Here is a 14,144-nt window from a genome sequence, read left to right on the forward strand (position 1 = left end):
GCGAGGACCCCTCCCCCGCGCCACGGCCCCCGCGCCGGCACCACGCACGGCACCGGGCGCGCGTCAGCGGGCTGCTCCTGCCCTTCCTCAGCGGTGTGCTGCTGACGCTGGCCGTCCTCCTCGGCGGTGCCGCCCTGCTCGTGGCACTGGACGACCCCCCGCCCGCCGCGGGCGGTGACCCGGCGAGCACCGCCCCGGAGAGCACGGCCCCGGCGAGCACCGCACCGGGGAGCACCGCACTGGGCAGCGGGGAGCCGTCCCCGCCCGCGGCGGTCCCGTCCGACGCGCCCGGCGGCAGCGCCGCGGTCGGGGCCACGCTGACCGGCTGGCTGCCCGACGCGCTGCCGGAGGACACCGACCTGGCCGCCTCGGCCGCCGTCCGCGACGAGCTCGCCGCGCAGGGCGTGCTGGCCGACCGGCTGCGCCCGGCGGAGGACGGCGTGCCGGGCGGCACGCTGCTGGCCGTCGTCGGCCCCGCACCGGCGGGATCGCGCGTGCTGGCCCGCTTCGACCGGCCCGGTGACGGCAGCGAGCTGCTGGTGGTCGACCCGGCACCCGGCGAGCCGACCGCCGAGGAGGTCGACGGTCGGCGGGCGCTGGCCGAGGCCCTGCTGGCCAACCCGACCACCGGTGCCACCGGCCCGACCGCGGACGTCCTGTCCCGGGCCGACGTGGACCGGCGGCTGCTCAGCCTGCTCGCCGCCCTGGCCGCCCGTGACGGGATCGGCATCGGCTCCTTCCCGGCGCTCCCGGGTGAGGAGGGGTCCGCCGTCCCGGCGCGGCGCGTCGTCCTCTCCGCCCTCGGCGGTGCGCCCGTGCCCGGCGACCCAGCCGCCACGGACCGGCTCGTGACCTGGCTCGCGGCGCAGCTGCCGCCGTTCGCGCCCGACGAGGTGCAGGTGACCGACGACGGCGTGCTGGTCGCCTTCCGCTACGTCTCCGACCCCGACGCCGTGGTGACCGCCGCGACCCGGTGACGATCCGCCCGGGGCGCCCCCGAGGTGCGGCCGGGTCGCCGACCCGGTAGACCGTGGGTCGTCACTCCACCACTCTGCGGCACTGCCGCGGGGCTCTGAGCAGCGGAGGCACCTGTGACGAGAACGAGCCGGATCCTGGCGGTGACGGCCCTCGCCGCGGCCGTCACGGGCCTGCCCATGGCGACGGCGAGTGCTGCCCAGGGCGGCCTGCTGCGACTGGCGCACCTGTCCCCCGACACCCCGGCCGTCGACGTCTACGTCGACTCAGTCGCCGACCCGGCCGCCGGCCAGGTGTTCCCGGGCGTCGACTACGGGACGGTGTCGGCGTACCAGGACGTGCCTCCCGGCACCTACGCGATCAGCATGCGCGCGGCCGGGGCCGACCCGGACAGCCCGCCGGTACTGTCCACGACCGTGCAGGTCACCGCCGACAGCGCGCGGACGGTGGCCGGCGTCGGCCCGTTCGCCGACCTCGGGCTGGAGGTGCTGCAGGACGACCTGACGCCTCCCCCGGCCGGCAGCTCCCGGCTGCGCGTCATCGCCGCGGCGGCCGCGGCCGACACCCTCGACGTCGCCGTCCCCGGCGGCCCGGCCCTCGCCGCCGACCTCGCCTTCGCCGACACCACCGGCTACGTCGACGTCCCGGCGGGCGCCACGAGCATCACCGTGACCCCCGAGGACGGGCAGCCCACCGAGCTGCCGGTGCAGGTCGCCGCCGGCTCGGTGTACAGCGTCCTGGTCCTCGACGCCCCCGGCGGCGGGCTGACCGTGCGGACCGCACTGGACGCCGCCAGCCCGGGCGTCGTGCCGGTCGGTGGCGTGGAGGCCGGGGCCGGTGGCACGGCGCCGGAGGGCCCGCCGCTGCCCGTCGTGGCCGTCGCGGTCGGCGGCTCCCTCGCGGTGGGGGCCGGCCTCCTGGCGACGGCACGGGCGCTGCCGTCGCGGGTCGGGGCGGCCGGGGCTCCCCGCGTCCGGGGCCGGCACGCCAGGCGCTCCCGGACGCGGTGACCGGCACCCGGTACCGCGGGACCGTCCGGCAGCGGCACCGCGCTCCCGGGCGGCAGCCGCGGCACCGCGCGTCGCGCCGGCGCGGCGCGGTCGGGCTCCGGCTGGTCCTGACCGTCCTCGCGCTGGGCGCCGGGGCGGTCGCCCTGCTCGTCCCTCCCGGTCCGGCACCCGCCTCGGCCGGCACCGGCACGGCTCCCGGGCCCGTCCTGCTCGCGGCGCCGCCGGGAACCGCTCCCGCGGCGCCCATCCGGGTGCGCGTGCCGGCCATCGGGCTGGACAGCGGGCTGGTCGGCCTCGGCCTGGACGCCGCCGGGGCGCTGGAGGCGCCGGCCGAGTACGGCACGGCCGGGTGGTACGCGGGCGGGACCGTCCCGGGGGCCGTCGGGCCGGCCGTGGTCGCCGGCCACGTGGACTCGGTCGACGGTCCCGCGGTCTTCTCCCGGCTGCGGGAGCTTCGCCCCCGGCGAGGAGGTGTTCGTCGACCGCGCCGACGGGACGACGGCCCGCTTCACCGTCACCGAGGTCGAGCGGCACCCCAAGGACGCGTTCCCGACGCGGGAGGTCTACGGGCCGACCGCGGACGCGCAGCTGCGGCTGATCACCTGCGGCGGCGACTTCGACCGCTCCGCGCGCAGCTACGAGGACAACGTGGTCGTCTTCGCGACGCTGACGGGGTGGGCAGCGGGGGCCTCCCGCTAGTGGCGGCGGCCCCGGGCCCGCCAGCAGGCGGTGTGCCAGTGCCGGCGGAGGTCGGCGGCCGAGTCGGTGTCCCAGGGATCGAGGTCGGAGTCGCGCGCGTACGCCGGCCAGGTCACCAGGTGCGGCGTCCCCGGGCGGACCTCCTGGTCGCAGCCCGGGCAGCGGTAGGCCTTCGTGCTGGCCGAACCGGTCAGCGACCGGACCACCCAGTCGCCGTCGGTGGCCTCCTCGACCGGGTCGGCACGACGCAGCGGGGGGCGGCCCTCAGGCCGCCCCCCGCCGGTGCGTCGTCCCCGCCGAGACACGCCGCGGCACCTCAGTGCCGGGAGTGGTCCCGGAACCCGCGGCCGGTCTTGCGGCCGAGGTAGCCGGCGGTGACCAGGTGCTCGAGCAGCGGCGCCGGCGCGAAGCCCGGCTCGCGGAACTCGGTGTAGAGCTCCCGCTCGATGGCCAGCGACACGTCCAGGCCCACGACGTCGAGGAGCTCGAAGGGGCCCATCGGGTAGCCGCAGCCGACCTTCATGGCGGCGTCGATGTCGTCGGCGGTGGCGTAGTGCGCCTCGAGCATCTTCACCGCGTCGTTGAGGTAGGGGAACAGCAGCGCGTTGACGACGAACCCGGCCCGGTCGGTGCAGGAGACCGCGTGCTTGCCCAGCTGCGCGCAGACGGCGTGCGCGGTGGCCGCGACCTCGGGCGCGGTGGCGATGGTGCTGACCACCTCGACGAGCCTCATCACCGGCGCGGGGTTGAAGAAGTGCAGGCCCACGACGTCGGCCGGCCGCTCGCTGGCCTTGGCGCACTCGATCACCGGCAGGCTCGACGTCGTCGTCGCGAGGACCGCACTCGGCTTGGCGATCTCGCCGAGCGCGGCGAACAGCGCCTGCTTGACCGGCAGCGACTCGACGACGGCCTCGATGACCAGGTCGCGGTCGGCGAACTCGTCGAGCGATGTCGTCCCGCGGACCCGGCTCAGCACCTCGTCGCGGCCGGCCTCGTCCAGCCGCCCGCGGGCCACCTGCTTGTCCAGCGACCGGCGCAGCGCGGTCTGCACCGCCTCGACCTTCTCCGCCGAGCGGGCCTGGAACAGCACGTCGTAGCCGCCCTTGGCGACCACCTCGATGATGCCGGTGGCCATCGTCCCGGAGCCGACGACGCCGACGGCCGAGACCGGGCGGGCGCCCTCGGCCGCACCGCCCGGGACGGGCGTGCTCTCGTCGGCCACGACCTCGGCGGAGTCGCGGCCGGCGTAGGTGTAGAAGCCGCGGCCGGACTTCCGGCCCAGCAGCCCGGCCGTCATCATCTGCTTGATGATCGGGCTGGGCGCGTGCAGCCGGTTGCGCGACTGCTTGTACATCGTGTCGAGGATCTCGTAGGCGGTGTCGATGCCGATGAGGTCCATGAGCGCCAGCGGCCCCATCGGCAGGCCGCAGCCCAGCCGCATGGCCGCGTCGATGTCCTCGCGGCTGGCGTAGCGGTTCTCGTACATCGAGACCGCGTGGTTGAGGTAGCCGAACAGCAGCGCGTTGGCGATGAAGCCGGCCTTGTCGCCGATGGTCACGTCGACCTTGCCCAGCCGCTCGGCCAGCGCCTCGACGTCCTCGACGACCGAGGGCTCGGTGACGACGGTGCGCACCACCTCGACCAGCTTCATGACCGGCGCCGGGTTGAAGAAGTGCATCCCGATGACCTTGCTCGGCCGCCCGGTGGCCACCGACAGCTCGGTCACCGACAGGCTCGAGGTGTTCGTCGCGAGGATCGTGTCGGGCGGGCAGATCTTGTCCAGCTGCGCGAACAGCTCGGTCTTGAGCTCCATCCGCTCCGGGACGGCCTCGATCACCAGCTCGGCCACCGCCAGGTCCTCCAGGGAGGTGGTGAAGCGGATCCGCCCGAGGATGGCGTCGCGGTCGGCGGGGTCGAGCTTGCCGCGCTTCACGGCGCGCCCGGTGGACTGCTCGACGTGCGCCCGGCCGCGGGCCAGCGCCTCGTCGCCGATCTCGACGGCGGTCACCGACAGGCCCGCGCGGGCCATGACCTCGGCGATGCCCGCACCCATCGTGCCCAGGCCCACCACGCCGACCTCGGTCAGTTCTCTGGCCACGCTGCCATCCCTCCACAACGGATCGTCGGCGACGAGTCTCTCACCACGCCGGCCCCGCCCCGAGGCTCACCCCGAGCTCGCGAGGGGTGCGCAGGACGGGGTCCTTCGTCAGAACAGCCGCTGGGTGGGGTCGTCGGTGCCCTTGAGGACGGCGTAGTCGACGGTGACGCAGTCGATGCCGCGGTCGTGGGCCAGCACCCGCGCCTGCGGCTTGATCTCCTGCGCGGCGAAGACGCCCTTCACGGGGGCCAGCAGCGGGTCGCGGTTGAGCAGCTCGAGGTAGCGGGTCAGCTGCTCGACGCCGTCGATCTCCCCGCGCCGCTTGATCTCCACGGCCACCGTCGCGCCGTCGGAGTCGCGGCAGAGCAGGTCCACCGGGCCGATCGCCGTCGGGTACTCGCGGCGGACCAGCTGCCAGCCGGCCCCGAAGGTCTCCACGTGCAGGGCCAGCAGCCGCTGCAGCTCGGCCTCGACGCCGTCCTTCTGCAGGCCGGGGTCGACACCCAGCTCGTGCGAGGAGTCGTGCTCCACCGACTCGATGGTGATGACCAGCTGCTCACCGGCCCTGTTCGTGACCGTCCAGGTGCCGGCCCTGCCGTCCGGGGTGTCGACGAGCTCGTCCTTCAGGGAGCAGGGCGGCGTCATCCAGTTCAGCGGCTTGTAGGCGCGGTCGTCGGCGTGCACCGACACCGAGCCGTCGGCCTTGACCAGCAGCAGCCGGTTGGCCATGGGGAGGTGGGCGGTCAGCCGCCCGATGTAGTCGACCGAGCAGCGGGCGATGACCAGGCGCACGGGCGCCGACGGTACCGGGCCGGCCGCCCCGGTTGTCGGGAACCGGACCGGCCGCCCGGGCGTCGGAGGACCGTGACCCGTCGCGTGACCCGTCGGAGGACCGTGAGGCGGAGCGCGGCGCGGGCCGCGGGCCGCGCCGCCGCGCTGGTCCTGCTGCTGGCGGTCGCGGCCTGCGCCTCCGGCGGGGCCGCGCCGTCCGGGGACGCCGGCGCCCCGTCGTCCGGCCCCGCGCCGCTGCCGACGGGTCTGGTCCTCCAGGTCGCCGAGACCGGCGGCTTCACCACGCCGGCGGAGCTGGCCACCCGCCTGCCGCTGGTCACCGTGTACGGCGACGGCCGGGTCCTCACCCAGGGGCCGCGCATCGCGGTGTGGCCGGCGCCGGCGCTGCCGAACGTCCAGGTGCAGGAGGTCGACCGGGCGACCGTCCGCGACCTGGTCGACCGGGCGGTGGCCGCGGGGGTGACGGGGACCGACGACCTCGGGCAGCCGCCACTGGCCGACGCGACGACGACCCGCTTCACCCTCGTCACCGAGGACGGGACCGCCGTCCGGGAGGTGTACGCGCTGGCCGAGACCCCCGACGACGCCCTGACCGCGGAGCAGCGGGAGGCCCGCGGCCGGCTGCGCGACCTGCTCGACGGGCTCACCGGCCTGCCGGGGACGACGCGGCCCCACGTCCCGCAGACGGTCGCCGCGGTCGTGCAGCCCCACACCGGCGGCGACCCCGAGCTGCCGCAGCCCGACGTGGCCTGGCCGGGACCGGAGCTGCCCGGCACCCCGCTCGGGGCGGGGCTGACGTGCGTGAGCGCGACCGGGCAGCAGGCGGCCGACGTGCTCGCCGCCGCGGCCTCGGCGAACGCGCTCACCCCGTGGGTCACCCCGGACGGCGGCCGCTGGTCGATCGTGCTCCGGCCGGCGCTGCCGCACGAGAGCGGGTGCGCCGACCTCGGGTGATCGCCCCCGTCGTCCCGTGATCCGGCCCTCCTGCAGGGTCCCGCCGCGAGCGTGCGAGTGGTGGGGGGCAGGAGGGTCCTTCAATCGGTCCAGACCGGCGGGCGCTTCTCCAGGAACGAGCGCATGCCCTCGCGGGCACCGTCGAGCTGGCTGGCGGCGGCCATGACCTCGACGGCGGTCGTGTAGGCGTCGCGCTCGGGACGGTCGAGCTGGGCGTACATCGTCTGCTTGCCCCAGGCCTTGCTGGCCCGCGAGCCGCGGACCGCCCGCCCCAGCAGGTCGTCGACGGCGGCGTCGAGGTCGGCGTCGGGCACCACGCGGTTGACCAGGCCCCAGTCCAGCGCCGTCCGGGCGTCGATGACGTCGCCGGTCAGGGCCAGCTCCATCGCCCGCTTGCGCCCGACGTTGCGCGCGATGGCCACCATCGGCGTGTGGCAGAACCAGCCGCCCTTGCCGCCCGGGGCGGCGAAGCCGGCCGACTCGGCCGCCACGGCGAGGTCGCAGGAGGCGACCAGCTGGCAGCCGGCGGCGGTGGCCAGGGCGTGCACCCGCGCGAGGACCACCTGCGGCACCGACTGGACGGCCTCCATCAGCTCCGTGCACAGCGCCAGCAGGCTGCGCACCTCCGGCAGCGGCGCGTCGACGACGTCGGCGAAGTCGTGCCCGGCGCTGAACACCGGCCCCTCGGCGGCCAGCACGATGCCGGCCGCGTCCGACCCGCCCACCTCGGTGACGGCGGCCAGCAGCTGGCCCAGGTGCTCCCGCGACAGCGCGTTGCGCTTGCGCGGCCGGCACATCGTGATGCGGACGACGTCGCCGTCGCGCTCGACCCGCGGAGCGCCCTCTGCAGTCATGTGAGCGACCTCACCACGCGCCCCACCCGGGAGGCAACGGAGGCTGGGGGCGTGCAGCCCGAGGACGTCACCGACACCGCACCGCGAGCCGCCGGGCGGACCCTGTTCAGCCAGGGCTGGCGCGACGTCGCCTTCCTGCACTGGGCGGTCGACCCCGCGCTCGTCGCGCCGCTGCTGCCGCCGGGGACCCGGCCGGACACGACCCCGGACGGGCGCACGTGGGTGGGCCTGGTCCCCTTCCGCATGCGCCGCATCGGCGTCCTCGGCTCCCCCGGGCTGCCCTGGGTGGGCTCGTTCCTCGAGACCAACGTGCGGCTGTACTCCGTGGACGGGCAGGGCCGCCGCGGCGTCGTCTTCCGGTCCCTGGACGCCGACCGGCTGCTGCCGGTGCTCGTCGCCCGCGCCGCGGGGCTGCCCTACCTGTGGGCGCGGATGCGGTTCGCCCGCGACGGCGACCGGGTGACCTACACCTCCCGCCGGCGCTGGCCCGGCCCCCGCGGCGCCGGCGGCCGGATCGAGATCGGGGTGGGACCGCGGCTGACCGCCCCCGGCCCGCTCGAACGCTTCCTCACCGGCCGGTGGGGCCTGCACCAGACCTGGCGCGGCCGCACGCGCTACTGGCCCAACGAGCACCCGGCCTGGCCGCTGCACCGCGCCGAGCTCCTGACCTGGGACGGCGACCTGCTCGCCGCGGCCGGGCTGCCCGGCACCGGCGGCCCACCGGACAGCGTGCTGTTCTCCCCCGGGGTCGACGTCCGCTTCGGCCCCCGGCTCTGACGACCCGCCTCAGGCGGGCGCCGCCACCCGCTCGTCGAGCCCACGGGCACGGCGGACCACGTCGACGACCTGGCCCATGATCTCGTCGAGCCCGAAGTCCCTGGGGGTGAAGACGCGGGCCACCCCCTGCTCGCGCAGCCGGCGGGCGTCGCTGTCGGGGATGATCCCGCCGACGACCACCGGGACGTCGTCCAGCCCGGCCTCACGCAGGCCCCGCAGGACCGCCGGCACCACCTGCAGGTGCGAGCCGGACAGCACCGACAGGCCGACGACGTCGACGTCCTCCTCGACGGCGGCCGACACGATCTGCGCCGGCGTGAGCCGGATGCCCTGGTAGACCACCTCGAAGCCGGCGTCCCGGGCGCGGACGGCGATCTGCTCGGCGCCGTTCGAGTGCCCGTCGAGACCCGGCTTGCCGACGAGGAACCGCAGCCGGCCGCCCAGCTCCTCCCCGGTGGCCCGCACCCGCTCCCGGACGGCGGTCAGCGTCTCGTCGGCCTCGCCGCCCCCGGTGGCCGCCGCGACCCCGGTGGGCGCGCGGTACTCGCCGAACACCTCCCGCAGGACGCCGGCCCACTCCCCCGTCGTCACGCCGGCGCGGGCGCACTCGAGGGTGGCCGGCACCAGGTTGACGTCGCTGCCGGCCGCCTCGCGCAGCGCGGCGAGCGCCCGCTCGACCGGTCCGGGGTCCCGCCCGGCGCGCCACGCGCGGACGGCCTCCTGCGCGGCGGCCTCCACGGCGGGGTCGACGACCTGGATGGCGGCGTCGAGGTCGGCCAGCAGCGGGTTGGGCTCGGTGCTCTGGAACCGGTTGACGCCGACGACGACGTCCTCGCCGCTCTCCATCCGCCGCCGGCGCCGGGCCAGCGAGGCGACCAGCTGGCCCTTCATGTAACCGGACTCGACGGCCGCGACCGCCCCGCCCATCTCCTGCACCCGGGCGATCTCCGCGCGGGCGCCCTCGACCAGCTCGCTGACCTTCGCCTCGACCACGACCGACCCGGTGAACAGGTCCTCGTACTCGAGCAGGTCGGTCTCGTAGGCGAGCACCTGCTGCAGCCGCAGCGACCACTGCTGGTCCCACGGCCGGGGCAGGCCCAGGGCCTCGTTCCAGGCCGGCAGCTGGACCGCGCGGGCGCGGGCGTCCCGGGAGAGCGTGACCGCGAGCATCTCCAGCACGATCCGCTGGACGTTGTTCTCCGGCTGCGCCTCGGTCAGCCCGAGGGAGTTGACCTGCACGCCGTAGCGGAAGCGGCGGTGCCTCGCGTCCTGCACGCCGTAGCGCTCGAGGGTCAGCTCGTCCCAGAGCTGGGTGAACGCCCGCATCTTGCACATCTCCTCGACGAAGCGGACGCCCGCGTTGACGAAGAAGGAGATGCGCGCGACCACCTCGCCGAAGCGCTCCTGCGGCACCTGGCCGGAGTCGCGCACCGAGTCCAGGACCGCGATCGCGGTGCTCATCGCGTAGGCGATCTCCTGCACCGGTGTCGCCCCGGCCTCCTGCAGGTGGTAGCTGCAGATGTTGATCGGGTTCCACTTCGGCATGGCCGTCACCGTGTAGGCGACCACGTCGGTGATCAGTCGCATCGAGGGCCCGGGCGGGAACACGTAGGTGCCCCGCGACAGGTACTCCTTGATGATGTCGTTCTGCGTCGTCCCGGCCAGCTGGGCGACGTCGTGCCCCTGCTCCTCGGCCACGGCCTGGTAGAGCGCGAGCAGCCACATGGCGGTGGCGTTGATCGTCATCGACGTGTTCATCTCGTCGAGCGGGATGCCGTCGAACAGCGCCCGCACGTCGCCGATGTGCGTGACCGGCACACCGACCTTGCCGACCTCACCGACCGCCAGCTCGTCGTCGGGGTCGTAGCCGGTCTGCGTCGGCAGATCGAAGGCCACCGACAGGCCGGTCTGCCCCTTGGCCAGGTTCCGGCGGTAGAGCGCGTTGGACTCGGCCGGCGAGGAGTGGCCGGCGTAGGTGCGCATGACCCAGGGGCGGTCGCGCTCCCACGGCTGCGAGGGGAACGGCATGCCCGCGGAGTGTAGGGGCCGGCTACCGACCAGTAGCAGCCCGGTGGGGTGACGTCAGCGGTGGCACACTCGGGGGAGGACCCTCGTGCCCCCGCCCCCCGCTCCGCTCGGGCCGGGCCCCTGCACGAGGGCCGGTCGTGCCGAAGGAGGACGGGTGCTCCAGCCGGGCAGCCTCAGCTACATCGCCGGACCGGTCGTCGCGGTCGTGGTGATGGTCCTGCTGGCCCTGTTCATGCGGTGGGCCTTCGGCAGCGACGGTGCCGGCAGCGGCCGCCGGAGCCCGGCACCGTCCGACGACGGGCTGCTCACCCGCGTGGCCACCCTGTCGCGCCGGGAGTCGGCCCTCGCCCTGCGCGCGGTGCTCTCCGACGCCGGGATCCGCTCGACCGTCCGCTTCCCCACGGCGCACCGGGCCGACGTGCTGGTCTTCCCGGAGGACGCCGCCCGCGCCCGCGAGCTGGCGGCCTCCTTCCCCGCGGCGTGAAGGACCCCGCCCCCCACCGCCCACCCGCTCGCGGCGGGCCCCTGCACCGGGCCGCTAGTCGGGACGCTCGACCCGCCGGACCTGCGCGCCCAGGCCGCGCAGCTGCTCGACGAAGTCGGGGTAGCCGCGGTCGACGTGGTGCACGTCCTGAACCTCGGTGACGCCGTCACTGACCAGCCCCGCCAGCACCAGCCCCGCGCCGGCGCGGATGTCGGTGGCGAGCACGGGGGCGCTGGAGAGCCGCTCGCGGCCGCGGACGACGGCGTGGTGGCCGTCGATGCGCACGTCGGCGCCCAGGCGCACGAGCTCGTTGACGAACATGAACCGGCCCTCGAACACGTTCTCCGTGATGAGCGCCGAGCCGGTCGACACCGCCGCGAGCGCGACCGCCATCGGCTGCAGGTCGGTCGGGAAGCCCGGGAAGGGCAGCGTCACGACGTCGACCCCCCGCGGCCGGTCGTCCATGGCGACCCGGACGCCGTCGGGCACGACCTCCACCGTGGCGCCGGCGCCGGTCAGCTTGTCCAGCGGGACGGCGAGGTGGTCGGCCACGGCCCGCTCGACGACGACGTCGCCGCGGGTCATCACCGCGCCGATGGCCCAGGTGCCGGCGACGATCCGGTCGGGCACGGTCGTGTAGGTGACCGGCGCCAGCCGGGTCACGCCCTCGACGGTCAGCGTGGAGGTGCCCGCGCCGTCGATCCGCGCGCCCATGGCGGTGAGCATCGAGCAGATGTCGACGATCTCCGGCTCGCGGGCGGCGTTGTCGATGACGGTGGTGCCCTCGGCGAGCACCGCGGCCATGAGCAGGTTCTCGGTGGCCCCGACCGACGGGAAGTCCAGCCAGATCGACGTCCCGCGCAGCCGGGGCGCACTGGCGACCAGGAAGCCGTGCTCGCTGTGGATGGAGGCACCGAGCCGCTCGAGGCCGGAGATGTGCATGTCCAGCCCGCGCGAGCCGATCGCGTCACCGCCGGGCAGCGCGACCCGGGCGCTGCCGCAGCGGGCGACCAGCGGGCCGAGCACGCTGATCGAGGCGCGCATCTTGCGGACCAGGTCGTAGTCGGTCTCGGTCGCGGGGACCTCGGGGACGTCGACGACCACGCGCCCGCCCCCGCCCGGGTGGCCCGATCGCTCGTAGGTGACGCCGCAGCCGAGCCGGCGCAGCACCTCGCTCATGATCGAGACGTCGAGGATGTCGGGGACCTCCTCGACGGTGGTCCGACCGGAGGCCAGCAACGCGGCGGCCATGAGCTTGAGGGCGCTGTTCTTCGCCCCCGTGACCCGAACCCGGCCGGTCAGGGCCGTGCCGCCGGTCACCTCGAAGCACTGCACCGGCACACCCTACGGTGGCCCCGCTGCAGGGTCCCGCGCACGACCTAGGCTCGCCCACATGACCGTCCGGCTGACCCGCATCTACACGAAGACCGGTGACGCCGGCCAGACGCACCTGGGCGACATGAGCCGGGTCGCCAAGACCGACCCGCGGCTGGTCGCCTACGCCGACGTCGACGAGGCCAACAGCGCGCTCGGCGTCGCGCTCGCGCTCGGCTCGCCGTCCACGGAGCTGGTCGAGCTGGTCCGCAGCGTGCAGAACGACCTCTTCGACGTCGGCGCGGACCTCTCGACCCCGGCGGTGCCGGACCCGCAGTACCCGCCGCTGCGGGTGACCGCTGCCTACACCGAGCGGCTGGAGGCGGCCTGCGACGAGCACAACGAGGCGCTGCCGGCGCTGACCAGCTTCATCCTCCCCGGAGGGACGCCGCTGGCCGCGCTGCTGCACCAGGCGCGGGTCGTCGTCCGGCGGGCCGAGCGCAGCGTGTGGGCGCTGCTGCAGGCCGACGGCGAGCGCACCAACCCCGAGACGGCGCGCTACCTCAACCGCCTGTCGGACCTGCTGTTCATCCTCGCCCGCGCGGCCAACCCCGGCGGCGACGTGCTGTGGGAGCCCGGCGCGCACAGCGGCGTGCACGCCCAGCGCGCGGCGCGCCGCGAGGGCTGAGGGTCCTCTCCGTCAGCGCCCCGGGGGCGCGGACTCCACCCAGGAGAGGAAGCCGGTGACCGTCGAGGGCTCCATCGCGAGCTCCTTGCGCCCACTACCGGTGGCACAGGACAGGACGACGACGTCGTCGGGCAGCGCCACGTCGTCGCGGGCGGCACCGCGGCGGCCCTCGATGCGCACCTCGCTGCGGCACAGCCGCTGCTGGGGACGGACCGACAGCGACAGGCCCCGGTACCAGAGCAGGGCGTCCCCGCCGTACCAGGCCACGCCCACCGACCAGCGGGAGCTCCCGGCCGGCCGCAGCCACATGGTGACCGCGCCGAGCCCGGTCAGGAGCAGGCGGCGGCGGAGCAGGAAGGCGACCACCAGGGCGACCACGAGCGTCACCGCCAGGACGATCAGGAACGTGGTCACCGGCGGGTCGCGCGCCCCGCGGGCCGGCCCTCGTGCACGGACCCGGGCCGAGCGGGGCGAGGTCCGGGGGGCACGAGGACCCTCAGTCGGCCTGGCCGGCGGCCCGCAGCCGCGACTGGGCGCGGCGGGCGGCGGCGAGGGCGTCGGGGTCGTCGCCGCCCTCCTCGGCCCGGCGCAACGCCTCGCGGGCGCGCTCGACGTCGATCTCGGAGGAGATCTCGGCGGTCTCGGCGAGGATGGACACCCCGCGCGGGGTCACGGAGAGGAAGCCGCCGTGCGCGGCGACGACCAGGTCCTCGCCCTCGGTGGTGCGGATGGTCACGACGCCGCCGGGAGCCAGCTCACCGAGCAGCGGGGCGTGGCTGGGCAGGACGCCGATCTCACCCTCGGTCGTGCGGGCGATGACCATGCTCGCCTCACCGGACCAGATGATCCGCTCGACGGCCACCAACTCGACCTGCAGGGTCGCCACGACACTCCTCCGGGTCCACCGACGAACGGTGCTCAGGGCGCCGGGCCGGGCGGGCACGGCGACGGTCGTGCTCACTCTAGCCGCGCGACCGGGGACGCCCGGCGCGGGCCGGGCGGCGCCACCCGTCCGTGCGGCCCGGGGGCGGAGGGCGGGGTCCTGCTTCAGGCCGCCCGGCGGTACAGCAGCGTCCAGCGCCCCACCCGCACCCACGGGTGGCGGACCGTCGAGGCCGGGGCCCAGTCCTCGGTGTCGAAGCAGCGGGCGTCGACGTGCGGCACCGGTGCTGATGGCGGCCAGGTCCAGCCGGGGTCGATCGCCCCGGCACCGGGCAGCCGGATCGGCGTGCCGTCCGTGCTCGTGGCGTCCAGCCAGTCCATCGTCGTCTCCCGCAGTGCGCGTCCGGTCCCTCCGGTCACCACCTGCTCGATCGGCAGGGATGCTGCTGCACTTGAGGGGCGACCGCCAGGCCCGTGCCCACGGACCCGGGCGCACAACCACCCCAGGTCGGCGACACGGAGCGTCCCGACGCACGGTGAGGACACCGGTACGTCGACACCACGGACGGGCCACCACGGACGCTCCACC

General features: G+C 75.7%; 16 protein-coding genes and 1 pseudogene. 8 read left to right on the top strand and 9 right to left on the bottom strand.

What is annotated here, in order from left to right:
- Positions 1 to 95 precede the first annotated feature (95 nt).
- From ACWIZO_RS00920 to ACWIZO_RS00935, 4 genes and pseudogenes are all read left to right on the top strand, one after another.
- Entirely contained in the window at positions 96 to 977 is an 882-nt protein-coding gene (locus tag ACWIZO_RS00920; RefSeq protein WP_448640696.1) for a hypothetical protein, read from the top strand.
- A gap of 114 nt (positions 978 to 1,091) precedes the next feature.
- On the top strand, positions 1,092 to 1,985 hold the full coding sequence (locus tag ACWIZO_RS00925; protein WP_448640697.1) for a DUF4397 domain-containing protein: 894 nt from the start codon (positions 1,092 to 1,094) through the stop codon (positions 1,983 to 1,985).
- Between the two features lie 257 nt (positions 1,986 to 2,242).
- Positions 2,243 to 2,380 (top strand): annotated as a pseudogene (locus ACWIZO_RS00930) (class F sortase); the annotation flags it as partial.
- Positions 2,381 to 2,456: 76 nt separating this feature from the next.
- Entirely contained in the window at positions 2,457 to 2,684 is a 228-nt protein-coding gene (locus tag ACWIZO_RS00935) for a sortase domain-containing protein (RefSeq protein ID WP_448640698.1), read from the top strand.
- Here ACWIZO_RS00935 and ACWIZO_RS00940 read toward each other — a convergent pair.
- The 3 genes from ACWIZO_RS00940 to nucS form a co-directional block, all read right to left on the bottom strand.
- Positions 2,681 to 2,989 (bottom strand): hypothetical protein, encoded by a 309-nt coding sequence (locus ACWIZO_RS00940; RefSeq protein WP_448640699.1) that lies wholly within the window; start codon positions 2,987 to 2,989, stop codon positions 2,681 to 2,683. The two genes, ACWIZO_RS00935 and ACWIZO_RS00940, sit on opposite strands and share 4 nt — an antisense overlap.
- Before the next feature lie 11 nt (positions 2,990 to 3,000).
- Positions 3,001 to 4,782, bottom strand: coding sequence for a 3-hydroxyacyl-CoA dehydrogenase family protein (locus tag ACWIZO_RS00945; protein WP_448640700.1), 1,782 nt, complete (start codon positions 4,780 to 4,782; stop codon positions 3,001 to 3,003).
- A gap of 108 nt (positions 4,783 to 4,890) precedes the next feature.
- Positions 4,891 to 5,574, bottom strand: a complete 684-nt coding sequence (nucS, locus tag ACWIZO_RS00950; RefSeq protein ID WP_448640701.1) for an endonuclease NucS — start codon at positions 5,572 to 5,574, stop codon at positions 4,891 to 4,893.
- Positions 5,575 to 5,676: 102 nt separating this feature from the next.
- Between nucS and ACWIZO_RS00955 the strand changes: the two genes are divergently transcribed.
- Complete coding sequence (locus ACWIZO_RS00955; protein ID WP_448640702.1) at positions 5,677 to 6,528, top strand: hypothetical protein; 852 nt, start codon at positions 5,677 to 5,679, stop codon at positions 6,526 to 6,528.
- An 80-nt stretch (positions 6,529 to 6,608) separates the two neighbouring features.
- Here the strand turns inward: ACWIZO_RS00955 and ACWIZO_RS00960 are convergent, their stop codons facing one another.
- Positions 6,609 to 7,382: an enoyl-CoA hydratase-related protein gene (locus tag ACWIZO_RS00960; RefSeq protein WP_448640703.1), complete on the bottom strand. Its 774-nt coding sequence runs from the start codon at positions 7,380 to 7,382 to the stop codon at positions 6,609 to 6,611.
- A 51-nt stretch (positions 7,383 to 7,433) separates the two neighbouring features.
- Here ACWIZO_RS00960 and ACWIZO_RS00965 point away from each other — a divergent pair, with 51 nt between their 5' ends.
- The gene (locus tag ACWIZO_RS00965; protein WP_448640704.1) at positions 7,434 to 8,159 is read left to right on the top strand and encodes a YqjF family protein; all 726 of its coding nucleotides are present in this window, start codon (positions 7,434 to 7,436) and stop codon (positions 8,157 to 8,159) included.
- 9 nt (positions 8,160 to 8,168) lie between these two features.
- Here the strand turns inward: ACWIZO_RS00965 and ACWIZO_RS00970 are convergent, their stop codons facing one another.
- Entirely contained in the window at positions 8,169 to 10,187 is a 2,019-nt protein-coding gene (locus ACWIZO_RS00970) for a methylmalonyl-CoA mutase family protein (protein ID WP_448640705.1), read from the bottom strand.
- A 154-nt stretch (positions 10,188 to 10,341) separates the two neighbouring features.
- Between ACWIZO_RS00970 and ACWIZO_RS00975 the strand changes: the two genes are divergently transcribed.
- Positions 10,342 to 10,671, top strand: a complete 330-nt coding sequence (locus tag ACWIZO_RS00975) for a hypothetical protein (protein ID WP_448640706.1) — start codon at positions 10,342 to 10,344, stop codon at positions 10,669 to 10,671.
- Positions 10,672 to 10,725: 54 nt separating this feature from the next.
- Here the strand turns inward: ACWIZO_RS00975 and murA are convergent, their stop codons facing one another.
- Positions 10,726 to 12,006 (bottom strand): UDP-N-acetylglucosamine 1-carboxyvinyltransferase, encoded by a 1,281-nt coding sequence (gene murA, locus ACWIZO_RS00980; RefSeq protein WP_448640707.1) that lies wholly within the window; start codon positions 12,004 to 12,006, stop codon positions 10,726 to 10,728.
- Between the two features lie 58 nt (positions 12,007 to 12,064).
- Here murA and ACWIZO_RS00985 point away from each other — a divergent pair, with 58 nt between their 5' ends.
- The gene (locus ACWIZO_RS00985; RefSeq protein WP_448640708.1) at positions 12,065 to 12,673 is read left to right on the top strand and encodes a cob(I)yrinic acid a,c-diamide adenosyltransferase; all 609 of its coding nucleotides are present in this window, start codon (positions 12,065 to 12,067) and stop codon (positions 12,671 to 12,673) included.
- Between the two features lie 12 nt (positions 12,674 to 12,685).
- On the opposite strand, the gene ACWIZO_RS00990 is transcribed toward ACWIZO_RS00985, so the two are convergent.
- From ACWIZO_RS00990 to ACWIZO_RS01000, 3 genes are all read right to left on the bottom strand, one after another.
- Entirely contained in the window at positions 12,686 to 13,087 is a 402-nt protein-coding gene (locus ACWIZO_RS00990) for a DUF2550 domain-containing protein (RefSeq protein WP_448640709.1), read from the bottom strand.
- 82 nt (positions 13,088 to 13,169) lie between these two features.
- The gene (locus tag ACWIZO_RS00995; protein ID WP_448640710.1) at positions 13,170 to 13,559 is read right to left on the bottom strand and encodes a F0F1 ATP synthase subunit epsilon; all 390 of its coding nucleotides are present in this window, start codon (positions 13,557 to 13,559) and stop codon (positions 13,170 to 13,172) included.
- A gap of 161 nt (positions 13,560 to 13,720) precedes the next feature.
- Positions 13,721 to 13,936: a hypothetical protein gene (locus tag ACWIZO_RS01000; protein ID WP_448640711.1), complete on the bottom strand. Its 216-nt coding sequence runs from the start codon at positions 13,934 to 13,936 to the stop codon at positions 13,721 to 13,723.
- Between the last annotated feature and the right edge of the window lie 208 nt (positions 13,937 to 14,144).

The sequence above is a fragment of the Geodermatophilus sp. URMC 63 genome (assembly GCF_053502565.1).

Bases quoted from the DNA above. Each gene is read 5' to 3' on its own strand.
- ACWIZO_RS00970 (WP_448640705.1), bottom strand. From the start codon at position 10,187: ATGCCGTTCCCCTCGCAGCCGTGGGAGCGCGACCGCCCCTGGGTCATG.
- ACWIZO_RS00960 (WP_448640703.1), bottom strand. From the start codon at position 7,382: ATGACTGCAGAGGGCGCTCCGCGGGTCGAGCGCGACGGCGACGTCGTC.
- ACWIZO_RS01000 (WP_448640711.1), bottom strand. From the start codon at position 13,936: ATGGACTGGCTGGACGCCACGAGCACGGACGGCACGCCGATCCGGCTG.
- ACWIZO_RS00985 (WP_448640708.1), top strand. From the start codon at position 12,065: ATGACCGTCCGGCTGACCCGCATCTACACGAAGACCGGTGACGCCGGC.